The organism is Frankia sp. CcI49 (assembly GCF_001983215.1).
In the GTDB taxonomy this organism is placed as follows: domain Bacteria; phylum Actinomycetota; class Actinomycetes; order Frankiales; family Frankiaceae; genus Parafrankia; species Parafrankia irregularis.
Window position 1 is genome coordinate 149,336 of record NZ_MOWP01000023.1, and the last position, 16,301, is coordinate 165,636.

Annotated in this window: 14 protein-coding genes and 1 pseudogene; 8 read left to right on the plus strand and 7 right to left on the minus strand. The window is 71.1% G+C overall.

Features of this window, described 5'->3' with window-relative positions; genetic code table 11:
* The first annotated feature begins 380 nt into the window (after nucleotides 1–380).
* The 3 genes from CcI49_RS21250 to CcI49_RS21260 all read left to right on the plus strand — a co-directional run bounded on the left by CcI49_RS21250 (nucleotide 381) and on the right by CcI49_RS21260 (nucleotide 5,027).
* Entirely contained in the window at nucleotides 381–1,802 is a 1,422-nt protein-coding gene (locus CcI49_RS21250; RefSeq protein WP_076828822.1) for a hypothetical protein, read from the plus strand.
* A gap of 169 nt (nucleotides 1,803–1,971) precedes the next feature.
* Nucleotides 1,972–3,543, plus strand: coding sequence for a TldD/PmbA family protein (locus CcI49_RS21255; RefSeq protein ID WP_054569001.1), 1,572 nt, complete (start codon nucleotides 1,972–1,974; stop codon nucleotides 3,541–3,543).
* Complete coding sequence (locus tag CcI49_RS21260; protein ID WP_076828824.1) at nucleotides 3,540–5,027, plus strand: metallopeptidase TldD-related protein; 1,488 nt, start codon at nucleotides 3,540–3,542, stop codon at nucleotides 5,025–5,027. The genes CcI49_RS21255 and CcI49_RS21260 overlap by 4 nt, the downstream gene beginning before the upstream one ends.
* 63 nt (nucleotides 5,028–5,090) lie before the next feature.
* On the opposite strand, the gene CcI49_RS21265 is transcribed toward CcI49_RS21260, so the two are convergent.
* The 3 genes from CcI49_RS21265 to CcI49_RS21275 all read right to left on the minus strand — a co-directional run bounded on the left by CcI49_RS21265 (nucleotide 5,091) and on the right by CcI49_RS21275 (nucleotide 7,132).
* Nucleotides 5,091–5,660: a bacterial proteasome activator family protein gene (locus tag CcI49_RS21265; protein ID WP_054568999.1), complete on the minus strand. Its 570-nt coding sequence runs from the start codon at nucleotides 5,658–5,660 to the stop codon at nucleotides 5,091–5,093.
* 227 nt (nucleotides 5,661–5,887) lie between these two features.
* On the minus strand, nucleotides 5,888–6,880 hold the full coding sequence (locus CcI49_RS21270) for an NAD(P)H-quinone oxidoreductase (protein ID WP_076828860.1): 993 nt from the start codon (nucleotides 6,878–6,880) through the stop codon (nucleotides 5,888–5,890).
* A gap of 48 nt (nucleotides 6,881–6,928) precedes the next feature.
* Nucleotides 6,929–7,132 carry a hypothetical protein gene (locus tag CcI49_RS21275; RefSeq protein WP_054568997.1) on the minus strand — a complete coding sequence of 68 codons (204 nt, stop codon included), beginning with the start codon at nucleotides 7,130–7,132 and terminating at the stop codon, nucleotides 6,929–6,931.
* A gap of 590 nt (nucleotides 7,133–7,722) precedes the next feature.
* Here CcI49_RS21275 and CcI49_RS21280 point away from each other — a divergent pair.
* From CcI49_RS21280 to CcI49_RS21295, 4 genes are all read left to right on the plus strand, one after another.
* Nucleotides 7,723–8,679 (plus strand): SigE family RNA polymerase sigma factor, encoded by a 957-nt coding sequence (locus CcI49_RS21280; protein ID WP_076828862.1) that lies wholly within the window; start codon nucleotides 7,723–7,725, stop codon nucleotides 8,677–8,679.
* 135 nt (nucleotides 8,680–8,814) lie between these two features.
* Entirely contained in the window at nucleotides 8,815–10,416 is a 1,602-nt protein-coding gene (locus tag CcI49_RS41605) for a hypothetical protein (RefSeq protein ID WP_152991525.1), read from the plus strand.
* A gap of 599 nt (nucleotides 10,417–11,015) precedes the next feature.
* Nucleotides 11,016–11,570, plus strand: a complete 555-nt coding sequence (locus tag CcI49_RS21290; RefSeq protein ID WP_054568995.1) for a hypothetical protein — start codon at nucleotides 11,016–11,018, stop codon at nucleotides 11,568–11,570.
* Nucleotides 11,567–11,977, plus strand: a complete 411-nt coding sequence (locus tag CcI49_RS21295; RefSeq protein ID WP_076828826.1) for a DUF3817 domain-containing protein — start codon at nucleotides 11,567–11,569, stop codon at nucleotides 11,975–11,977. The genes CcI49_RS21290 and CcI49_RS21295 overlap by 4 nt, the downstream gene beginning before the upstream one ends.
* A gap of 38 nt (nucleotides 11,978–12,015) precedes the next feature.
* On the opposite strand, the gene CcI49_RS21300 is transcribed toward CcI49_RS21295, so the two are convergent.
* From CcI49_RS21300 to CcI49_RS21310, 3 genes are all read right to left on the minus strand, one after another.
* Nucleotides 12,016–12,996: a hypothetical protein gene (locus CcI49_RS21300; RefSeq protein ID WP_235498197.1), complete on the minus strand. Its 981-nt coding sequence runs from the start codon at nucleotides 12,994–12,996 to the stop codon at nucleotides 12,016–12,018.
* A 176-nt stretch (nucleotides 12,997–13,172) separates the two neighbouring features.
* Nucleotides 13,173–13,529 (minus strand): hypothetical protein, encoded by a 357-nt coding sequence (locus CcI49_RS21305; RefSeq protein ID WP_050796123.1) that lies wholly within the window; start codon nucleotides 13,527–13,529, stop codon nucleotides 13,173–13,175.
* A gap of 441 nt (nucleotides 13,530–13,970) precedes the next feature.
* Complete coding sequence (locus CcI49_RS21310) at nucleotides 13,971–14,756, minus strand: siderophore-interacting protein (RefSeq protein WP_054568993.1); 786 nt, start codon at nucleotides 14,754–14,756, stop codon at nucleotides 13,971–13,973.
* A gap of 253 nt (nucleotides 14,757–15,009) precedes the next feature.
* Here CcI49_RS21310 and CcI49_RS21315 point away from each other — a divergent pair, with 253 nt between their 5' ends.
* A complete protein-coding gene (locus CcI49_RS21315) occupies nucleotides 15,010–15,849 on the plus strand; it encodes an SAM-dependent methyltransferase (protein ID WP_054568992.1) in 840 nt (279 codons plus the stop codon).
* A 248-nt stretch (nucleotides 15,850–16,097) separates the two neighbouring features.
* Here the strand turns inward: CcI49_RS21315 and CcI49_RS42950 are convergent.
* Nucleotides 16,098–16,301: pseudogene (locus CcI49_RS42950) on the minus strand (hypothetical protein); the annotation flags it as partial.

Below are 16,301 nucleotides of genomic sequence, written 5' to 3' on the forward strand. Positions count from 1 at the left end.
TCTATATCTTCGCGTAATCAAATATCGACTTTCGGCGCGATCTCAGAAAGATCAAGGATTATTCGTCAAAAGGACCTTGTGGCACAGCGCTACAGGAGTCACGATTCGAGACACCCCGACAGACCCTATCGGGGGCGTTCCACAGGTCCTCCCGCACCCGAGGAGGTGCATCGGATGTCTGGCACGGGGGCGCGGTCATCCGCGGAACCACGGCCGGGTGGAGCGCCGTGTTCCTCCCCGACCACACACGTCTTCTGCTGCGCCGGAGTTGCGCCGGCACCGGTCCGTACGGGTGCCTCCATCCCGTCTCCAGCGGCACCGATCGAGCCGATCGAGCCAGCAGCAGCATCCCCCGGGAACCGATACGGGGGAGAACAGGAATGAGCGTGCTCACCAGCAACGACCTCCATCCGGGCCTGTCAGTCGGGGCGGCGGTCATCGGTGTGGCATTGACTGTCTTCAGCGCCAGGCGCAGAAGGCTTCGCGCCGCCTTCCTGCTCGCGCTTCTCACCGTGTTGCTGGCCGGCGCGGCCGGCGTCGGCGCCCTGGTCGCAGGTGAGTCCACCGCCACGTCRCACGACGGCAACCACGACGGAAACCTTGTGCTCCCGGGTGTACCGCCGGAAACGGTCCGTTCGGGTCCCACGGACGCCGGCGACCACGGGATCTCCCTGATTCCGACGGTCGCGGGGGCGGTCCTTGTGCTGCTCGGCATAGCCGTCCACGCGCCCTGGCCCCGACGGTCCGACCGGCGACGCGGTCCCCGGGGCGACGACGGCGAACCGGGCGACCGGCGCCTGTTCCGGCGGCGATTCCGAAACAGATATCGGGGCGATTCCGACCTGCGGTCGAGACCGGATCCGACCGCGGTGCGGTGGACCCACACCCCGCTTCCCACTCCCCGCCAGCACCTCGACGGCGCGGAACAGGGAAGCGGTATACGTCTTTCCGACCTGTTCGACCCGGATCTGCCCGGCACCGGAAATCCGGATCCATGGCCAGCCGGCGGTGTCATCGCGACTCGGCCAGAGCCGGGTGAACCGAGCGAGGTGGCCGACGGCTATCCGGTGGAGGACTGGTATCCGGCGGATGAGGTGCTGGAGAACGATTTCTGGTGCCTCCCGCGAAGGGACGCGGAGCACCCCGATCCGGCCGCGGGTCGTTGGGAGCACGCCAAGCACGCCGGTTCCGGAGAACCCGCCGGGCCCGGAGCACCCGTTGACAACCAGAACGATGCCGCCGCGTGGGATGACATGGCTGACGACTGGGAGGAGGAGACCCCGGTTTTCCCCGCGCCACCGCGCAGTGCCTGGCGCACCAGGGAGGATCCGTTCCTCGAGAACCTCTCGGCCCGAATCGAGCGCGTCGTCCGGCTGTACATGAGCGCGGTGACGCCGCGGGCCGGCCAGCCGGCCCGGGTCGACCCGTACGCGCCGGACGCCCGTCACTTCGTCTGCGCGCTGACCATGACGTTCGATCTCTTCGGCGGGCAGGCGCCGGCCGCACACCTGGACAGTCTGGTCGCGGCCGTTCGCGAGGTCGAGCGCCGGTGGGACGTCGTCGGCACCCGTGCCGGGCTGAGCACCTCCGGGTCCCTGCTGTCCCGCCGGGCCGCGGGCCCTGGGATGCCGGAGCAGGACGACGAGCGGGCACGCCCCGCGGTCGCCAAGCACCGCATCCGGATACCGCCACGACCACCGGTACCGCCGTCCTCTGGTGGGGAGCCCGACGACTCACGGCGCGGACCTGTCCGTCGGCGCCCCGGCGAGCATCCGCCGGGAGGCCAGCAGCGTCCGCGCTGATCCGGCGGGCCGCGCCCGGCGGCACGGCTCACGGCACGACTCACCACACGGCTCACCACACGGCTCGTGGCATGGCTCGCGGCAGGCTCACCCCACCGGTCGGCGACGCGATCGCGATGACGGAGCACGCGATCGCGTGGCAGGCGCGCCGACAGGCCAGGATGGGGGTATGGCGCCTTCCGTTCCCGGGGATCCGGCCACTCCGGCTCTGCCACCGCATCAGATCGACGAGGAGTTCCGTGCGCTGCCCACCGCGGCTCTCACGGACGCAGCCCTCCAGACCGCCCGCGACCTCGGCGTCAGCCATGCGGACATCCGGGTCGAACGGCTCAAGGAGTCGTCGCTCTCCTTCCGTGACGCCGGCCTGGAGAGCCGCTCCGACGGCGTCACCGCGGGCTTCGCGGTGCGGGTGGTGCACGACGGGACCTGGGGCTTCGCCGCCGGCGTCGACCTGACGGTGGACGAGGCCGTCCGCGTCGCCCGAGAGGCGGTGGCGATGGCGAAGGTGGCCAGGCCGCTCAACTCGGAACCGGTGGAGCTGGCCGACGAGCCGGTCCACGCCGGCGCCACCTGGGTGTCCGCCTACGGTTCGGACCCGTTCGCCATCGACCCACGGGATCAGATCGAGCGGGTCGGCGGCCTGTGTCGAACACTGTTCGCCGCCCAGGACGTCGATCACGTGGACGGGCACTTCGAGGCCGTCATGGAGAACAAGTTCTATGCCGACACCGCTGGCACGGACACCAGCCAGCAGCGGGTTCGGGTGATCTGCCAGCTCGAGGCGACCCGGGTGGATCCGGCCGGCGGCTTCGAGACGATGCGCACGATCGCGCCGCCGGTCGGCCGCGGCTGGGAGTGGATGGTCGCCGGCCCGGCGGCGGGCTGCTGGGACTGGGAGGCCGAGCTCGACCTGATCCCGTCGTTGCTGGCGGAGAAGGCGAAGGCGTCGTCGGTCGAACCGGGCCGCTACGACCTCGTCGTCGACCCGTCCAACCTCTGGCTGACGATCCACGAGTCCGTCGGGCACGCCACCGAGCTCGACCGCGCGCTCGGCTACGAGGCCGCGTACGCGGGGACGTCCTTCGCCACCCTCGACCAGCTCGGATCGCTGCGGTACGGCTCCCCGGCCATGACGGTGACCGGCGATCGCACGGCGCCCCACGGTCTGGCCACGATCGGGTACGACGACGAGGGCGTGCGGACCGGTCGGTGGGACATCGTCCGCGACGGTGTCCTGGTCGGCTACCAGCTCGACCGGCGAATGGCCGCCCAGAACGCGGCCGCGCTCGGCGTGGACCGCTCGAACGGCTGCGCGTTCGCCGACTCGCCAGGCCATGTCCCGATCCAGCGGATGGCGAACGTGTCGCTGCTCCCCGCGCCCGGTGGCCCGTCGACCGAGGAGCTGATCAGCCGGGTGGACCGCGGCATCTACGTGGTCGGCGACCGGAGCTGGTCCATCGACATGCAGCGCTACAACTTCCAGTTCACCGGGCAGCGCTTCTACGAGATCCGCAAGGGGCAGCTGGTGGGCCAGCTGCGCGACGTCGCCTACCAGGCCACCACCACCGACTTCTGGGGCTCGCTGGACGCTGTCGGCGGCCCGCAGACCTACGTGCTGGGTGGGGCGTTCAACTGCGGCAAGGGCCAGCCCGGCCAGGTCGCCGCGGTCAGCCATGGCTGCCCGACGGCACTGTTCCGCAACGTCAACATCCTTAACACCCGTCGTGAGGGCGGGCGATGAGCGGGGGGTTCCCGGTGGCCGGGGCAGCACACGCGATCCGGGCCTCGCACGAGATCGTCGAGCGAGCGCTGGAACTGTCCCGCGCGGACGGCGCGATCGTCATCGCCAGTGAGTCCAGCACGGTCAACCTGCGCTGGGCGAACAACACCCTGACCACGAACGGTGCCGCCCGGGACCGGTCGGTGACGGTCATCAGTGTCGTCGGGCGGTCCTTCGGCGTGCGCACCACCTCCGCGGTGGACGGGCCGGGCGGCGACGGTGACCTCGCTGTCCTGGAGGCGCTGGTCCGTGCCTCGGAAGCGGCCGCGCGGGAGTCGGAGGACGCCGAGGACTACAGCGAGCTGATCACCCCGGCGGGCGGCCCGCCGGCCGCGTCCGCGGGGTCGCCGGGATCGCCGGTCGGCGTCTTCACCGACCCGGCCGAGCGGACCAGCAGCGCGGTGTTCGCGGCGTTCGCCCGTGATCTCGCCGAGGCGTTCGGCGCCGCCCGTGCCGAGGACCGGCGGCTGTTCGGCTTCGCCTCACATGACCTCACCACCACCTGGCTCGGGACGTCGACCGGCCTGCGGCTGCGCCACAGCCAGCCGACCGGTTCGGTGGAGTGGAACGCCAAGAGCAACGTCCCCGGTGGCTCCGTGTGGCACGGCCAGTCCACTCCTGACTTCACCGATGTGGACGTCGCGGCGACCGACCAGCACCTGCGGGCCCGGCTGGCATGGTGTGGCCGCTCCGTCGACCTTCCGGCCGGCCGGTACGAGACGCTGCTGCCACCGTCAGCCGTCGCCGACCTCATGGTCGATCTCTACTGGTCGGCCGCCGGCCGGGACGCCGCCGAAGGGCGCACGGTGTTCAGCCGCCCCGGCGGCGGAACGCGCATCGGGGAGATGATCGGCCCGGCGGGTCTGCGGCTGTGGAGCGACCCCGGTGCGGCCGGCCTGGCAACCACACCGTTCGTCACGGCGACCTCGTCCTCGGCCACCTCCAGCGTCTTCGACAACGGTCTGCCGCTCGGGCCGACCGACTGGATAATGGACGGACGCCTCAACGCGCTCGTGCAGACCCGTGCGTCGGCACGGTCAGCCGGCCACGCCGACGCAGCGCCCGGCATGCCCGTCACCCCGCTGGTCGACAACCTGCTCCTCGACGGAGGAGGCACCGCCAGCCTCGACGACATGATTGCCTCGACGCGACGCGGCCTGCTTCTGACCTGCCTGTGGTACATCCGCGAGGTGGACCCGGAGGTGCTCCTGCTCACCGGCCTCACCCGGGACGGCGTCTTCCTGGTCGAGGACGGTGAGGTCGTCGGTGCCGTCAACAACTTCCGGTTCAACGAGTCGCCGGTCGACCTGCTGGGCCGCGCCACCGAGATCGGCGCCACCGCACGGACACTGCCCCGCGAATGGGCCGACTGGTTCACCCTCGCGCGAATGCCGACGCTACGGATCCCCGACTTCAACATGAGCTCGGTGAGCCCGGCCAGCTGATCAGGTGCTTGCCTGATCACGAGGGTCCGTTGGAATCCCCCGCGGTTCACGCGGGGGAGGACGTCAGAGGTAGGTACCGCCGAAGGGCTCGTTGCCGCCCTGCTGCTGCTGACCGCTGGGAAGCGCGCGCCGACGCATCTCCTCGAGCTGGGCGCGCGCCGCCATCTGCTGGGCGAACAGCGCTGTCTGCAGCCCGTGGAAAAGCCCTTCGAGCCAGCCGACGAGCTGCGCCTGGGCGATGCGGAGCTCTCCGTCGGACGGCGTCACGTTCTCGTCGAACGGGAGGGAGAGCCGGGCGAGCTCCTCCCTCAGCTCCGGCGCGAGGCCGTCCGACAGCTCGGCGATCGAGCTCTGGTGAATCCGGCGGAGCCGGACCCGGCTGGCGTCGTCCAGCGGCGCCGCCCGCACCTCGTCAAGCAGTTGCTTGATCATCGTGCCGATTCGCATGACCTTGTCGGGCTGGGACACCATGTCGGCGAACGGGTTCTTGACCTCGCCGTCCGACCCCTCGGCCGCCGGGTGGGAGCCGGGTTCCGCGGACGGTGTGAGCGGCACGCCGACCGCCCCACGGACCTCCTGCAGGGCGCCGTCCGGGCCGACGACGACGACGCGGGGTTTCGGTTGGTCTGTCATGCCTCCATCCTGCCCTCCCGAGCGGGCGAGTCCATCCAACGGAATCGCCGGCTCCTGTTCGCGCCGACAACGGTTCACGCTCCGGCCACAGCGCACCGGATGATGGGCCCGCTGCGGGCCGGACGAAACACCAGGAAAGGTGACCAACGGCCGAATTCGTTCCCTGACCCAACCGCGGCGACGACTTCCCTGGTCAGCCCGATGAACGGCTGTTGAGCACCGGCCGATCAGCCACCGACGTTCAGGATGACCTTGCCCACGTGCCCGAGCTCCTCCACGATCCGGTGGGCCGCCTGGACGTCCGAGATCGGGAGAACACGGTCGATCACCGGCTGGATGCGCCCCTCGGCGACCAGCGGCCACACGTGCTGCCGGACCCCCGCGACGATCCGCGCCTTCTGCCCGGCCGGGCGGTTGCGCAGCGACAGCGCGTGCACGCTGCCCCGCTTGGGCAGCAGGGCCGACAGGTTCAGCGTCCCCTTGGTGCCCCCCTGCAGGCCGATCACGACGAGTCGACCATCCGGCGCAAGCAGCGAGACGTTGCGCTCCAGATAGGACGCGCCCATGTTGTCGAGGATCACGTCCGCGCCGTGGCCACCGGTCTCCTCCCGCACCCGGGCGACGAAATCCTCGTCCCGGTAGGAGATCGTGATGTTCGCGCCGAGCTCACGGCAGCGCGCGAGCTTCTCCGCGCTGCCCGCGGTGGCCGCGATCACCGCGGCCGGGCGCAGCGCCCGCACCGCCTGGATCGCGAAGGTCCCGATCCCGGACGCACCACCGTGGACGAGGAAGACCTCACCGTCCGCCAGCTCCGCGCGTTCGAAGACCGTTGAGTACACAGTGCAGGCCACCTCCGCCAGGCCCGCGGCGTGGACGAGGGTCACGCCGGCGGGCACCGGCAGAAGCTGGCCCGCCGGGACGTTCACCCGGGTCGCATACCCCCCGCCGGCAAGCAGTGCACACACCTCGTCGCCCGGCGCGAACCCTGCGACACCGGGGCCCACCACGGCTACTCGGCCCGAGCACTCCAGGCCGATGATGTCGCTCTCACCGGGCGGAGGAGGGTAGAAACCCTGCCGCTGCAGCAGGTCCGCACGGTTGACCGCGGTGGCCACGACGTCGAGCGTGACCTCGCCCGGCCCCGGCGGAGGAAGATCGGGCACCTCCGCCCAGGTCATGACATCAGGGCCACCGGGCGCGCTCACTGTCACCGCATGCACGAAGGTCACTGTACGGCGCGGGGCACGTCCGGCCCGGCGCACTCGCGCTCAGACGGGCTCCGGCTCCGGCTCCGGCCGCTCGGGGACCGGGGGCGTGTAGGGGGACGGCTCGTGGGGCGCCGGCGGAAGATCCGGGCTGTCGGGAAGCAGCGGGCCCGGGTCGTCCGGAATGGGCGCGTCCGGGTCGAGCGGGGGTGGGTCGAGCGGGGGTGGGCTGTCGGGACGCCGCGGGACCGCCGCGGCCACTGCCATCGGCCGGCAGGCGACCATCGGCCGGCAGGCAACGCGCGGCCCCCCGGCACGCGAGGCGAGGCCTCCAGCCACGGCGGGGTCAGGGGGCACTGTGTCCGGCGGCACTGTGTCCGGCGGCACTGCGTCCGGCGGCACTGCGTCAGTCAGCGGGGCCATACCGCTCGCCTACCCCGCATCCCGTCGCGGGGAACATCGCGGGCGTACCGCCCCGGCCCGTATCGCGTTCCGCCGTACCACGGCCCCGCTGACGGCTGCCCGTTCCACGCGCACCCGCCCAGCGAGCCGGCGCCGTTCCGGTCAGGTACCGGTCCACGCACATCCGTCACGACATCAGGACATGAAACACGAAAGTTCAGCCCATCACGGGCGCCACGAGGACAGTGCCGGAGTGATTGAACGGACCGACGCGGCCGACAACATCCCAGCGACACGATTTAGTCGCCTTCAACCCCTTTCGCGATACTTCCAGCGCGGAGTACCGTCCAATAGTGCGGTGTTATCGCGCCGGTTAACACAACCGCGCCGCCAGCACCGCGCCACCGCGACAAGGGCACACGGGATCGCCCAGACAAGCCTCGGGAGTGTGCCTGGTGAGTGTGGACAGCGTCGCGGAGCTCGGCGCCCATTCCCCTCGGCTGCGCACCGATCACCGACCCCGGTGGGATCCGACGTTGCTGGATCCCACGCTCCTGGAAGCGGTACCACTCGAAGCGGCCCCGCCGGACTGGGGAGCGGAGCTCCTGGCAACAAGCAGCGACGTGGTCACCCAGTGGGGCGGCGACACCGAGGAGCCGGAGCCTCTCCCAGAGCACCCGGCGGACGGCTCGGGCCACCTGGCCGGCCAGCCGAACGCACGGCACGAGTTCCAGATCTTCTTCGAGAACCACCACCGTGAGCTGTCACGCTTCGCCTACCTGCTCACCGGCGACCGCGATGTCGCCGACGACCTGACCGCCGACGCGCTCACCGCGGCCTGGTCCCGCTGGGATCGGGTCAGCGCGGCGGACAGCCCGATCGCCTATGTCCGGCGCATCCTCGCGAACCTCGCGACGAGCCGACTACGCCGGATGATCAGAGAACGCCGCGGCCTGGCGGTACTCGGCATGATGGGCGATCACGCCGGACAAGCTCGTGAGCACGCGGATCTACCGGCCGCGGTCGATCTACGTGCCGCGTTGATGGCCCTGCCCGCACGCAAACGGGCCTGCGTGGTGTTGCGCTACGCGTTTGATCTTTCCGAAGCGGAAACCGCGCGGATCCTCGGCGTTTCGGTCGGCACGGTCAAGAGCCAGACCTCCAAGGCCGTGACCGAGCTGGAACGGCTGCTCGGCGCGCGGCCAGACCTGATCCCACCCCACGAAGCGGGCAGATCCGTGCCCCAGCAGGAGCCACCCACCACTCGTTCAGCAGCCGCCCGCCGTGGCGGTGCCCCACGGTCCCGGCGGCGCGTCGGTGGCGCGGTGGATCCGGCGGCCGCCGCGCGGTCAGCGTTGAACCGGCTACGGGAGGGCGAGGCGCACGGCCGGCTCCGGGGCAGTGAGAGCTGAGCTGACACGGGGGTCACGCCACCCACGATGTCACCGCTCCCACCCGGATTTCCTGATCGTGGAGGCCGTATGAACGGGCGCGTGCGACAGTGCGCGTTCACGGGTAACCCCCGGTACTCGCATAATGGGCATGTCATGTTCCGTGATCGTTTCACGAGACGCTCTGCTCGCTCCCAGACGGACGAGCACACCCCTGGGAGCGGCATCCCCGACACGCGCCCAGCTTCCACCAACGAGCCGTCGGGCGTTCTCGGCGGCGTGCACAGGCCCACCGAGAACACCGGGCCTGCCAACGCCGGAGCTGCCAGGAAGGCCGGAGCTGCCGGGAACGCCGCGCGCCCCGAATCCGCACCCGCTGACGATTTCACCAGCACACTGCGGGCCCTGTTCGCCCGCGAACTCGCAAGCCACGATCCGAACACGGAGCGAATCCGTGCCCGCCTCCAGGCAGGAGGCCTGCTCACCACGGAACCCGCGCTGCCCCCGGCCGGCGCGTCCGCCACGGCCGGGACCAGCACGACCGACGACACGCCCGGCACGGACCGCACGGTCGACAGTCGGTCCGCCACGTGGACCCCTCGGTCGACGTCCGGGCGCCGCGACCTGGTGACGAAACGGCCGGGCGGGGTCCGACCACGGCCACGCCCGGCCCAGGACCGAGGCCGAGGCCGCCTGCCGCTCCTCGCCGGTGCCGGCGCCGCGTCGATCGTCGGGGTGTTCCTGCTGAGCAGCGTGCTCACTCACAGCAGCCCCGACCTGGGCACCGTGACCGTCTCATCACACCCGGCAACCCGGACTCCCGTCGCACCCACCACCGAGCCCCCGCCGACCAAGGGCGTCGTGCGGCCGTCCGAACAGCTCGCCGAGTCCGCCGCTCCGACGCGGACTCCGCCGGTGCCGACGCCCACCACCGACGCCACCAGCCCGTCCCCGGGGGAACAACCCAACGGGGGCACCGGTGCCACGAAGCCTGGCACGGTGCGCGGAACGGCGCGTGGGATGGCGGGCTCGGCATCCGGCTCCGGCTGGGGAGGCAGCTCCGGCTGGGGAGGCGGAGCAGGAGGCGGTGCTTCGGACCGTCAGCATGGCCAGCAACAGGACCGTGACTCCTCAACCGGCACGCAGGGCCGCGACGGCGACGACTCCTCCTACCACCGGTTCGGGGACTCGTCCGGCACGGGGCACGATCGCGATGCGTCCACGCGCGAGTCCGCCGGCAGCTCCGCCTCCGCTCGGGTGTTCGGTGCCAGCGAGCGGACGGCCCTACCAGCGCATGGCTGCCTCGACTGGGTGCTGTTCAACGCAGGCGTGCAGACCCGCGCCGCCCATCCGGCCGCGAGCATCGACACCAGCCGCCTGGCCGCGGCCACCGCGGCCGGCAGCTTCCGGAACAGCTTCTCGTGGACGGGTGGCCGGCCGCTCGCGTCCGGCACGGGAGACAACGACCGCCTCGCCACCTCCCGGTTTCGGCTGAGCATCGACGCACGATCGGGTCCCCGACGCCTCGACCTGTATCTCGGGGGGCCGAACGCCGCGTTCACCGTGGTCGTCGGGGACGGCCGGGATGCCGAGTCCCATCAGGTGGCACTGGGCTCGTCGCATGGCGCCAAGGCCAACGGCGACGCCGACGCCGTGCTCTCCGTGTGGCTTCCACGTGCTGCGGGATCGACGCCCATCAGCGTCACGGCGAGCGACGGCAGCCGGATGCTCACCCTCGCGGCGGCCGTCCTCTACTGACCGCCGAGCCGACCCGTCGGCCGAGCCGATCCGTCGGCCGAGCAGACCCGTCGACACCGGCACCGGCTACTGGCGCCGGCAGGTCCACGCCCTCCGACGGCGCCATCACTGCGGCACCGCATCACCCCGAAAAACAACGGAAAAAAAATCCGCGATCCGCGGCAACCTCCGACGGCCCCCGGACGACTGGACATATGAGCGCACCACCGCATACCGCGCCAGGTTGTGGTGGTCGTTCCGGCCCGCCCGATCCCCGCTAACCCCCCCCAGCCGGGCGGGCGGGCCGAACCGACACTGGCACCGGAGCACTACCGCTCTGGTGCCAGCACGCGGAGCTCACACGTCACATCTCCGTCGGCGGTTCCGTCATCCGCCCGCGGTCACCGAGCCCCGCGGATGGTGGGAGGGCTGCCCTCCACGCGTCCACGGACCTCCCACCACCACTTCCACGGTCCCGCGATCCGTTGGGCCTCGTGATCCATTGGGTCGCTCACCGTGGCCGCTTTCCGATCCGTCGTCAGATCGCCGGTGCCTACGCCCGCCACGTCCGGATCGCCGGAGCTACCCGCCCGCGCGGACGGACAGGTACCGTCGGCTGCGTGCGCAGGATTCTGCTCCGCCCGTCGTGGATCGCCCGCCATGCGCTCGCGCTCGCGCTGATCGGGCTCTTCCTGCGGATGGGCATCTGGCAGTGGACCAAGGGTGAGTCCGATCACGGCAGCATGCAGAACCTCTTCTACGGCGTCGAGTGGCCGATCTTCGCGGCCTTCGTCGCCTACTGGTGGTGGCGGATGGTCTCCGAGGACCTCCATCCGCGGGACGCCGAAGAGGACTCCGGCCCCCAGTGGGGCCTTGGCGGGCGCATAGCTCCGGAGGCTCCCGCGCCATCCGTCGACGGGAGCACCGCGGATGCCACCGGTGTCGCGGGTGCCGCTGGTGCCGCCGTTCCGGCGACCGTGCCGCAGCAGGGCACCGCGGGTGCCGTCGCGGTAACCCCGCTGCCCCAGGCACGTCCCGGCCAGGTCTCGGCCGTCGGCTCGGAGGCGGAGACCGAAGAGGACCTCGAGCTCGCCGCCTACAACCGTTATCTCGCGTCGCTGTACGAACGCGACGCCACCGGCCCGGACAACGACCGTAAGGGAGGCCGCCGGTGACGGCATCCTCAGAGCCCGTGACGTCCCGGCCGAGCACGGCCGAGCCCAGCAGACCCGGCGCACAGGGCGGGCCGCGCTCCACGCCCGCCGCCGTCCGCTCCTCGCTGCTGCGCTACCGGATCATCGCCTACGTGGTCGGCGTGGTGCTGATTCTTCTGGTCGTCGTCGGCATGCCGCTGAAGTATCTGGCGGACGAGCCGGCCGTGGTGAAGACCATCGGGCCCATCCATGGGCTGCTTTACATGATCTACCTGGCCGCGGCGTTCGATCTGGCGAGCCGCCTGCGGTTCCCCGCGAAGAGGACGATCCTCCTCATGCTGGCGGGCACGATCCCCTTCCTGTCCTTTGTCGCGGAGCGGAAGGTCGTCACCCTCGTACGGGCCGGCCGGGGCGCCGCCTCCGCATAGCTCACGAATGCCGCGGTGCGCCACCTGGCGTGCGCCGGTCAGGTGACAGGAGTGTCCAACACGGCGGATTCGGCTTCCTGGGGAAGAAAGTCGGCCGCGGGAGGCCTGCGGAGCCTGGTCGCCACGGTCACCGGCAGGGTCTCACCAGCCGCGAGCCGGCGCGGGCGGACGGAGCCCAGTGACCCCACCGCGAGCACCTGCCCCGGCTCGGCGCCGAAGGCGAAATAGCGGCCGTCGGACCAGACCACCAGGTCATCCGCACGCCGGCCACCCCGGCTGACAATCAGTCTTCGGCGGGTCGGTTCCCAGACGATCGCCAACAGATGCTCGCCCAGCGTGCCCAGCGCACGCTGCCCGGCGGCGCGGTACGAGGCCATCAGCGCGTCCGCTGCCCGAACACCGTGATTGCGTTCGTCCCAGCCGCCGTCGCCGGTCGGCTCCCGCCACGGCGCCCCGGCGTCCACAACATCCACGCCGCCCGCGGCATCCGCGGCATCCACCGCCGGGAGCGACTCCCCCGCGTCCGCAGGACGCAGGCCGACCGGGCGCGGACCGGCGGGACGCAGCACAGTCACCGATCCGGTGCCGGCCGAGGAGCCATCGGATCCGTCCGAGGCGGCACGCCGCCCCGGCGGGCCGACGGTACCGATCGAACCGGCGGTGCGGAAAGGCCCGGTGGCGGCGCCTGCCTGGCTCGTCGGCGCGGCCACTCGGGCGCCCCCGGCTCGACCGACCCGCACCACCCTCGCTCCCGCCCCGTGGTGGACGATCACGACGACCAGCCCGGCCGGCCCCACCAGCACAGGTGGCATGGATCCGACCGCATCATCCGCGGCTGTGACCACACCGAACGAACCATCCAGATGCACCCGGCGCGCGGCGGGAAGACCGATGGAGGACGCCGCGAGCATTCCGGTCAGCTCCGACCGGCGGACGTCGGCACCGTCCAGCCGCAGCAGCCCGCACACGGTCATGCCGTCCTCCCGTTCCGAGCCCACCATCGCGGAACGCGCGCGCACGCTCCCGCGCCGGAACGTAGCAGCTTGCTGACCCGATCACCGGGCTGTCGGGCCCAATGACCGCATCATCCACCGAGAACGACCGCCAAACGCGGACACCGATACGAAGTCCGGCGCGACGTCCGGCGCGAAGGAAGGGACGAACGCCGACGCGGACAGCGGACAGCGGCCTGCGGTCAGGCGACGTTCCACTCGTCCCGCGCGGCCCCCGCCGACGGCTGGGCACGCTCGGCCGGCTCCTGGGCTGCCTCCGGGGAGTTCCGGCGCTGGTCGGGAATCCGCTTCGCCTTCCTGGGCGCGATCTCCGGCGAGGCCGGGCACTCCACAAGATGGTCATCGAAGCCGTCCACTGTCGGCCAGAGCTGATGACAGGCCCGGCAGTGCGCGGCCTCCAGCTCGGACCAGCGCTGGTCGCAGCCTCCGCAGCTCACCACGGTGGGAAGGTCACGCAGGCGCACAGGCTGACGAGCGGAGTCGACAGGCAGGGGAAGCGCCTGCTGAGACGACGGGCCCGGACGCGTCGGCAGCGTCACCGAAACGGCACGTGGGGCGGTGTTCGGCGCGAGCGGGGTCGGGATCGCGCGCCGACCAGCAGAGCGGCGGGGAGGCACCCGGCCATCCTGTCGTACACCGGCACAAGCGTCACGCAACCGGGCGTCGACTCTTCAGAGTTCTTCGGCATTGCGCCCTTCGCTGGCCCTTCCAGGTGATCCGCCGACACGGCTACCTGGGCTCACACGGGCAAGCCCGCCGACGGGAAGCCGCAGGTCCGGCCCCGGACGACCCTCGGCGCTCCCCCGCCTGGGGTGAACCGGCCCGCAGCCACCTGCCCGGCCGGCGCAGGCCACCGGCCGGCGCGGCTGGCGGCCTGATCGGGTGGGCGGACGCCGCGCCTGCCTCGATCACGGAAGGAATCCGGAAGGAGTCTCCGCCGGTCGCGACCCCGTTTGCCACGGCCGCGGCGTACGCACTGGTCAGTCCATCCCACGGCGGCCCGGGGTCCAGAAGGCCCTGACCAGAACCCGCTGCCGGGGCCAGCCCCGCTCATCGATGAGATGGCGCCGGACAGCCTGGCAGGTGCGAGCCTCACCGACCACGTAGGCAGCGCCGGGCTCGCCACCGGAGAGATCGAGATCGGCGAGCGCCGCGGTCAGCAGCGAGGAGGAGGCGGCAGGCACACCGCGCCGATGGACCCAGGTCAGCTCCGTGGCACGCGGCAGCGGAAGCCGGTCATCCTCCTCATCGCACTCGATCACACCACGGACCAGGGTCGGTGCGGGCAGCGTGCGGAGCATCGCGCCGAACGAGACGGCCGCCGTGTCCTCTCCGACGAAGAGGTGCACGCCCGCCTCGGGACGGGTCACCAGGCGCCCCTCCGGCCGGGTGACGATGACCTCGTCGCCCGGGACCACCCGACGGGCCCAGGACGTCCCAGGGGTCTCGCCGCCGTGGTCGTACACGGCCAGCTCCATGCGGCCGGACGGGTCGTAGTCCCACACCGAGTAGCTGCGTTTGAGGTCACGTGGGCCATTGCGCCACCCCGCCAGCCTGGTCGGATCGGCGAGGAACACCGTCACGTTCTGCCCGGGTGACCAGGCGAGATCCGCCAGCGCCGGACCGGTGAGCACGATGCGCCGCGTTCGGCGGGCGAGCATTCCGACGGACTCCACCCGGGCGTGGAGCAGCACCCTGTCCAGCAGACGCCAGGCAGCCCCTCGGGTCCGAGTGACGCCGGGGGCCTCTTCACCGTTGTCAGTCACGACCGAATCCTCCTCAACTCAGGGAAAAGGAGCCAGCCGCCTGGGCCGCCGCCCACTGGAGCGTGCACCAGGCGGGGCTACCACGCCACGTCCCGTTGCCGACCCACCTGCCACTCCCTGAGATCGAACCATCATAATTCGGTAACATCTCGCTGCTCCCTGACCCGGCAGGCAGATACCGCTCGGCCGCCGGCAAGACGCATGCGGGGACGGTGCATGCCGATGTCCGGACGACGCTGAGAGAGGCCGGGACGTGAGCGACAACAAGAACAGGTATGGCTGGCCGGTGGAGCAGATCGAGCCGGTCGACCTGCGGACGGACGTCCCGCATTCCGCTCGCATGTACGACTTCTTTCTGGGTGGCAAGGACAACTTCCCGGCCGACCGGGAAGCCGCTGAACATGCGCTGACGGCGTTCCCGGCACTGCGCATCGCCGCCCAGCAGAACCGCGCCTTCGTCCACCGTGCGACCCGATACCTTGCCGGCGAGGTGGGCCTGCGCCAGTTCCTGGACATCGGCACCGGCATCCCGACCTCGCCCAATCTGCATGAGGTCGCCCAGAGCATCACCCCCGAGTCGCGGGTGGTCTACGCCGACAACGACCCGATCGTCCTCGCGCACGCCCGTGCACTGCTCACCAGCACACCCGAAGGCCGCACCGCCTACCTGGACGCCGACCTGCGCGAACCGGAGAAGATCCTGGCCTCGCCCGAGGTACGGGAAACCCTCGACATGAGCAGCCCCGTGGCGTTGTCCCTGATCGCGATCCTCCACTTCTTCCCCGACGTCGACGAGGTGACCGAGCTTCTCCGTCGGTACCTCGACGCGATGCCCAAGGGCAGCTATCTCGCGCTCACCCACTGCACGGCCGACGTCGCGCCGGAGGAGGCCGGGCGACTCGTCGAGATCTACCGGCAGCGCGGGATCCCCCTCACCACCCGGACCCGAAAGGAGATCGAGGGCTTCTTCGAAGGTCTCGATCTCGTCGAGCCCGGGGTGCAGATCGTCCATCGTTGGCGGGCCGAGCCGGCGCCGGACGGGCCGACCGACGCCCAGGTCAGCTGGTACGGCGGAATCGCCCGCATATCCTGATCCACCGCTGTCCGCCGGTGCGGGTCGACACACGTCCGCCGACCCGCACCGATCACAGCGCTGCACCCGCACCGATCAGCACCAGCGGGCCGGGGACCCGCGACCGCCGCCCCAACAACCATCGCCATGGCTCTTCGGAACAGGATGAGCCCACCCAGCCGGGATCTACTCGTCCACATGCGCGAAATCATCTGGCGCTGCGACGCACCCGGTTTCCGCATTTTCCGTGGACCATCCGCGGAACTGTTCTAGAAGCCAAGCCAGTGAACAATCGCGGAGAACTCCAGGAGATCCTGAAGGAGTTGGCTGATCGACGTGTCGGCAGCGCTCCCGGTCGGTGCGAAGCCGTCGACGGCCGCGTGGTTCGACCCGGTCGACCCACCCTTACCGAACGACCCGGTGGACCCACCCTGAGCGCCACCCTTACCGAACGACCCGGTCGACCCACCCTG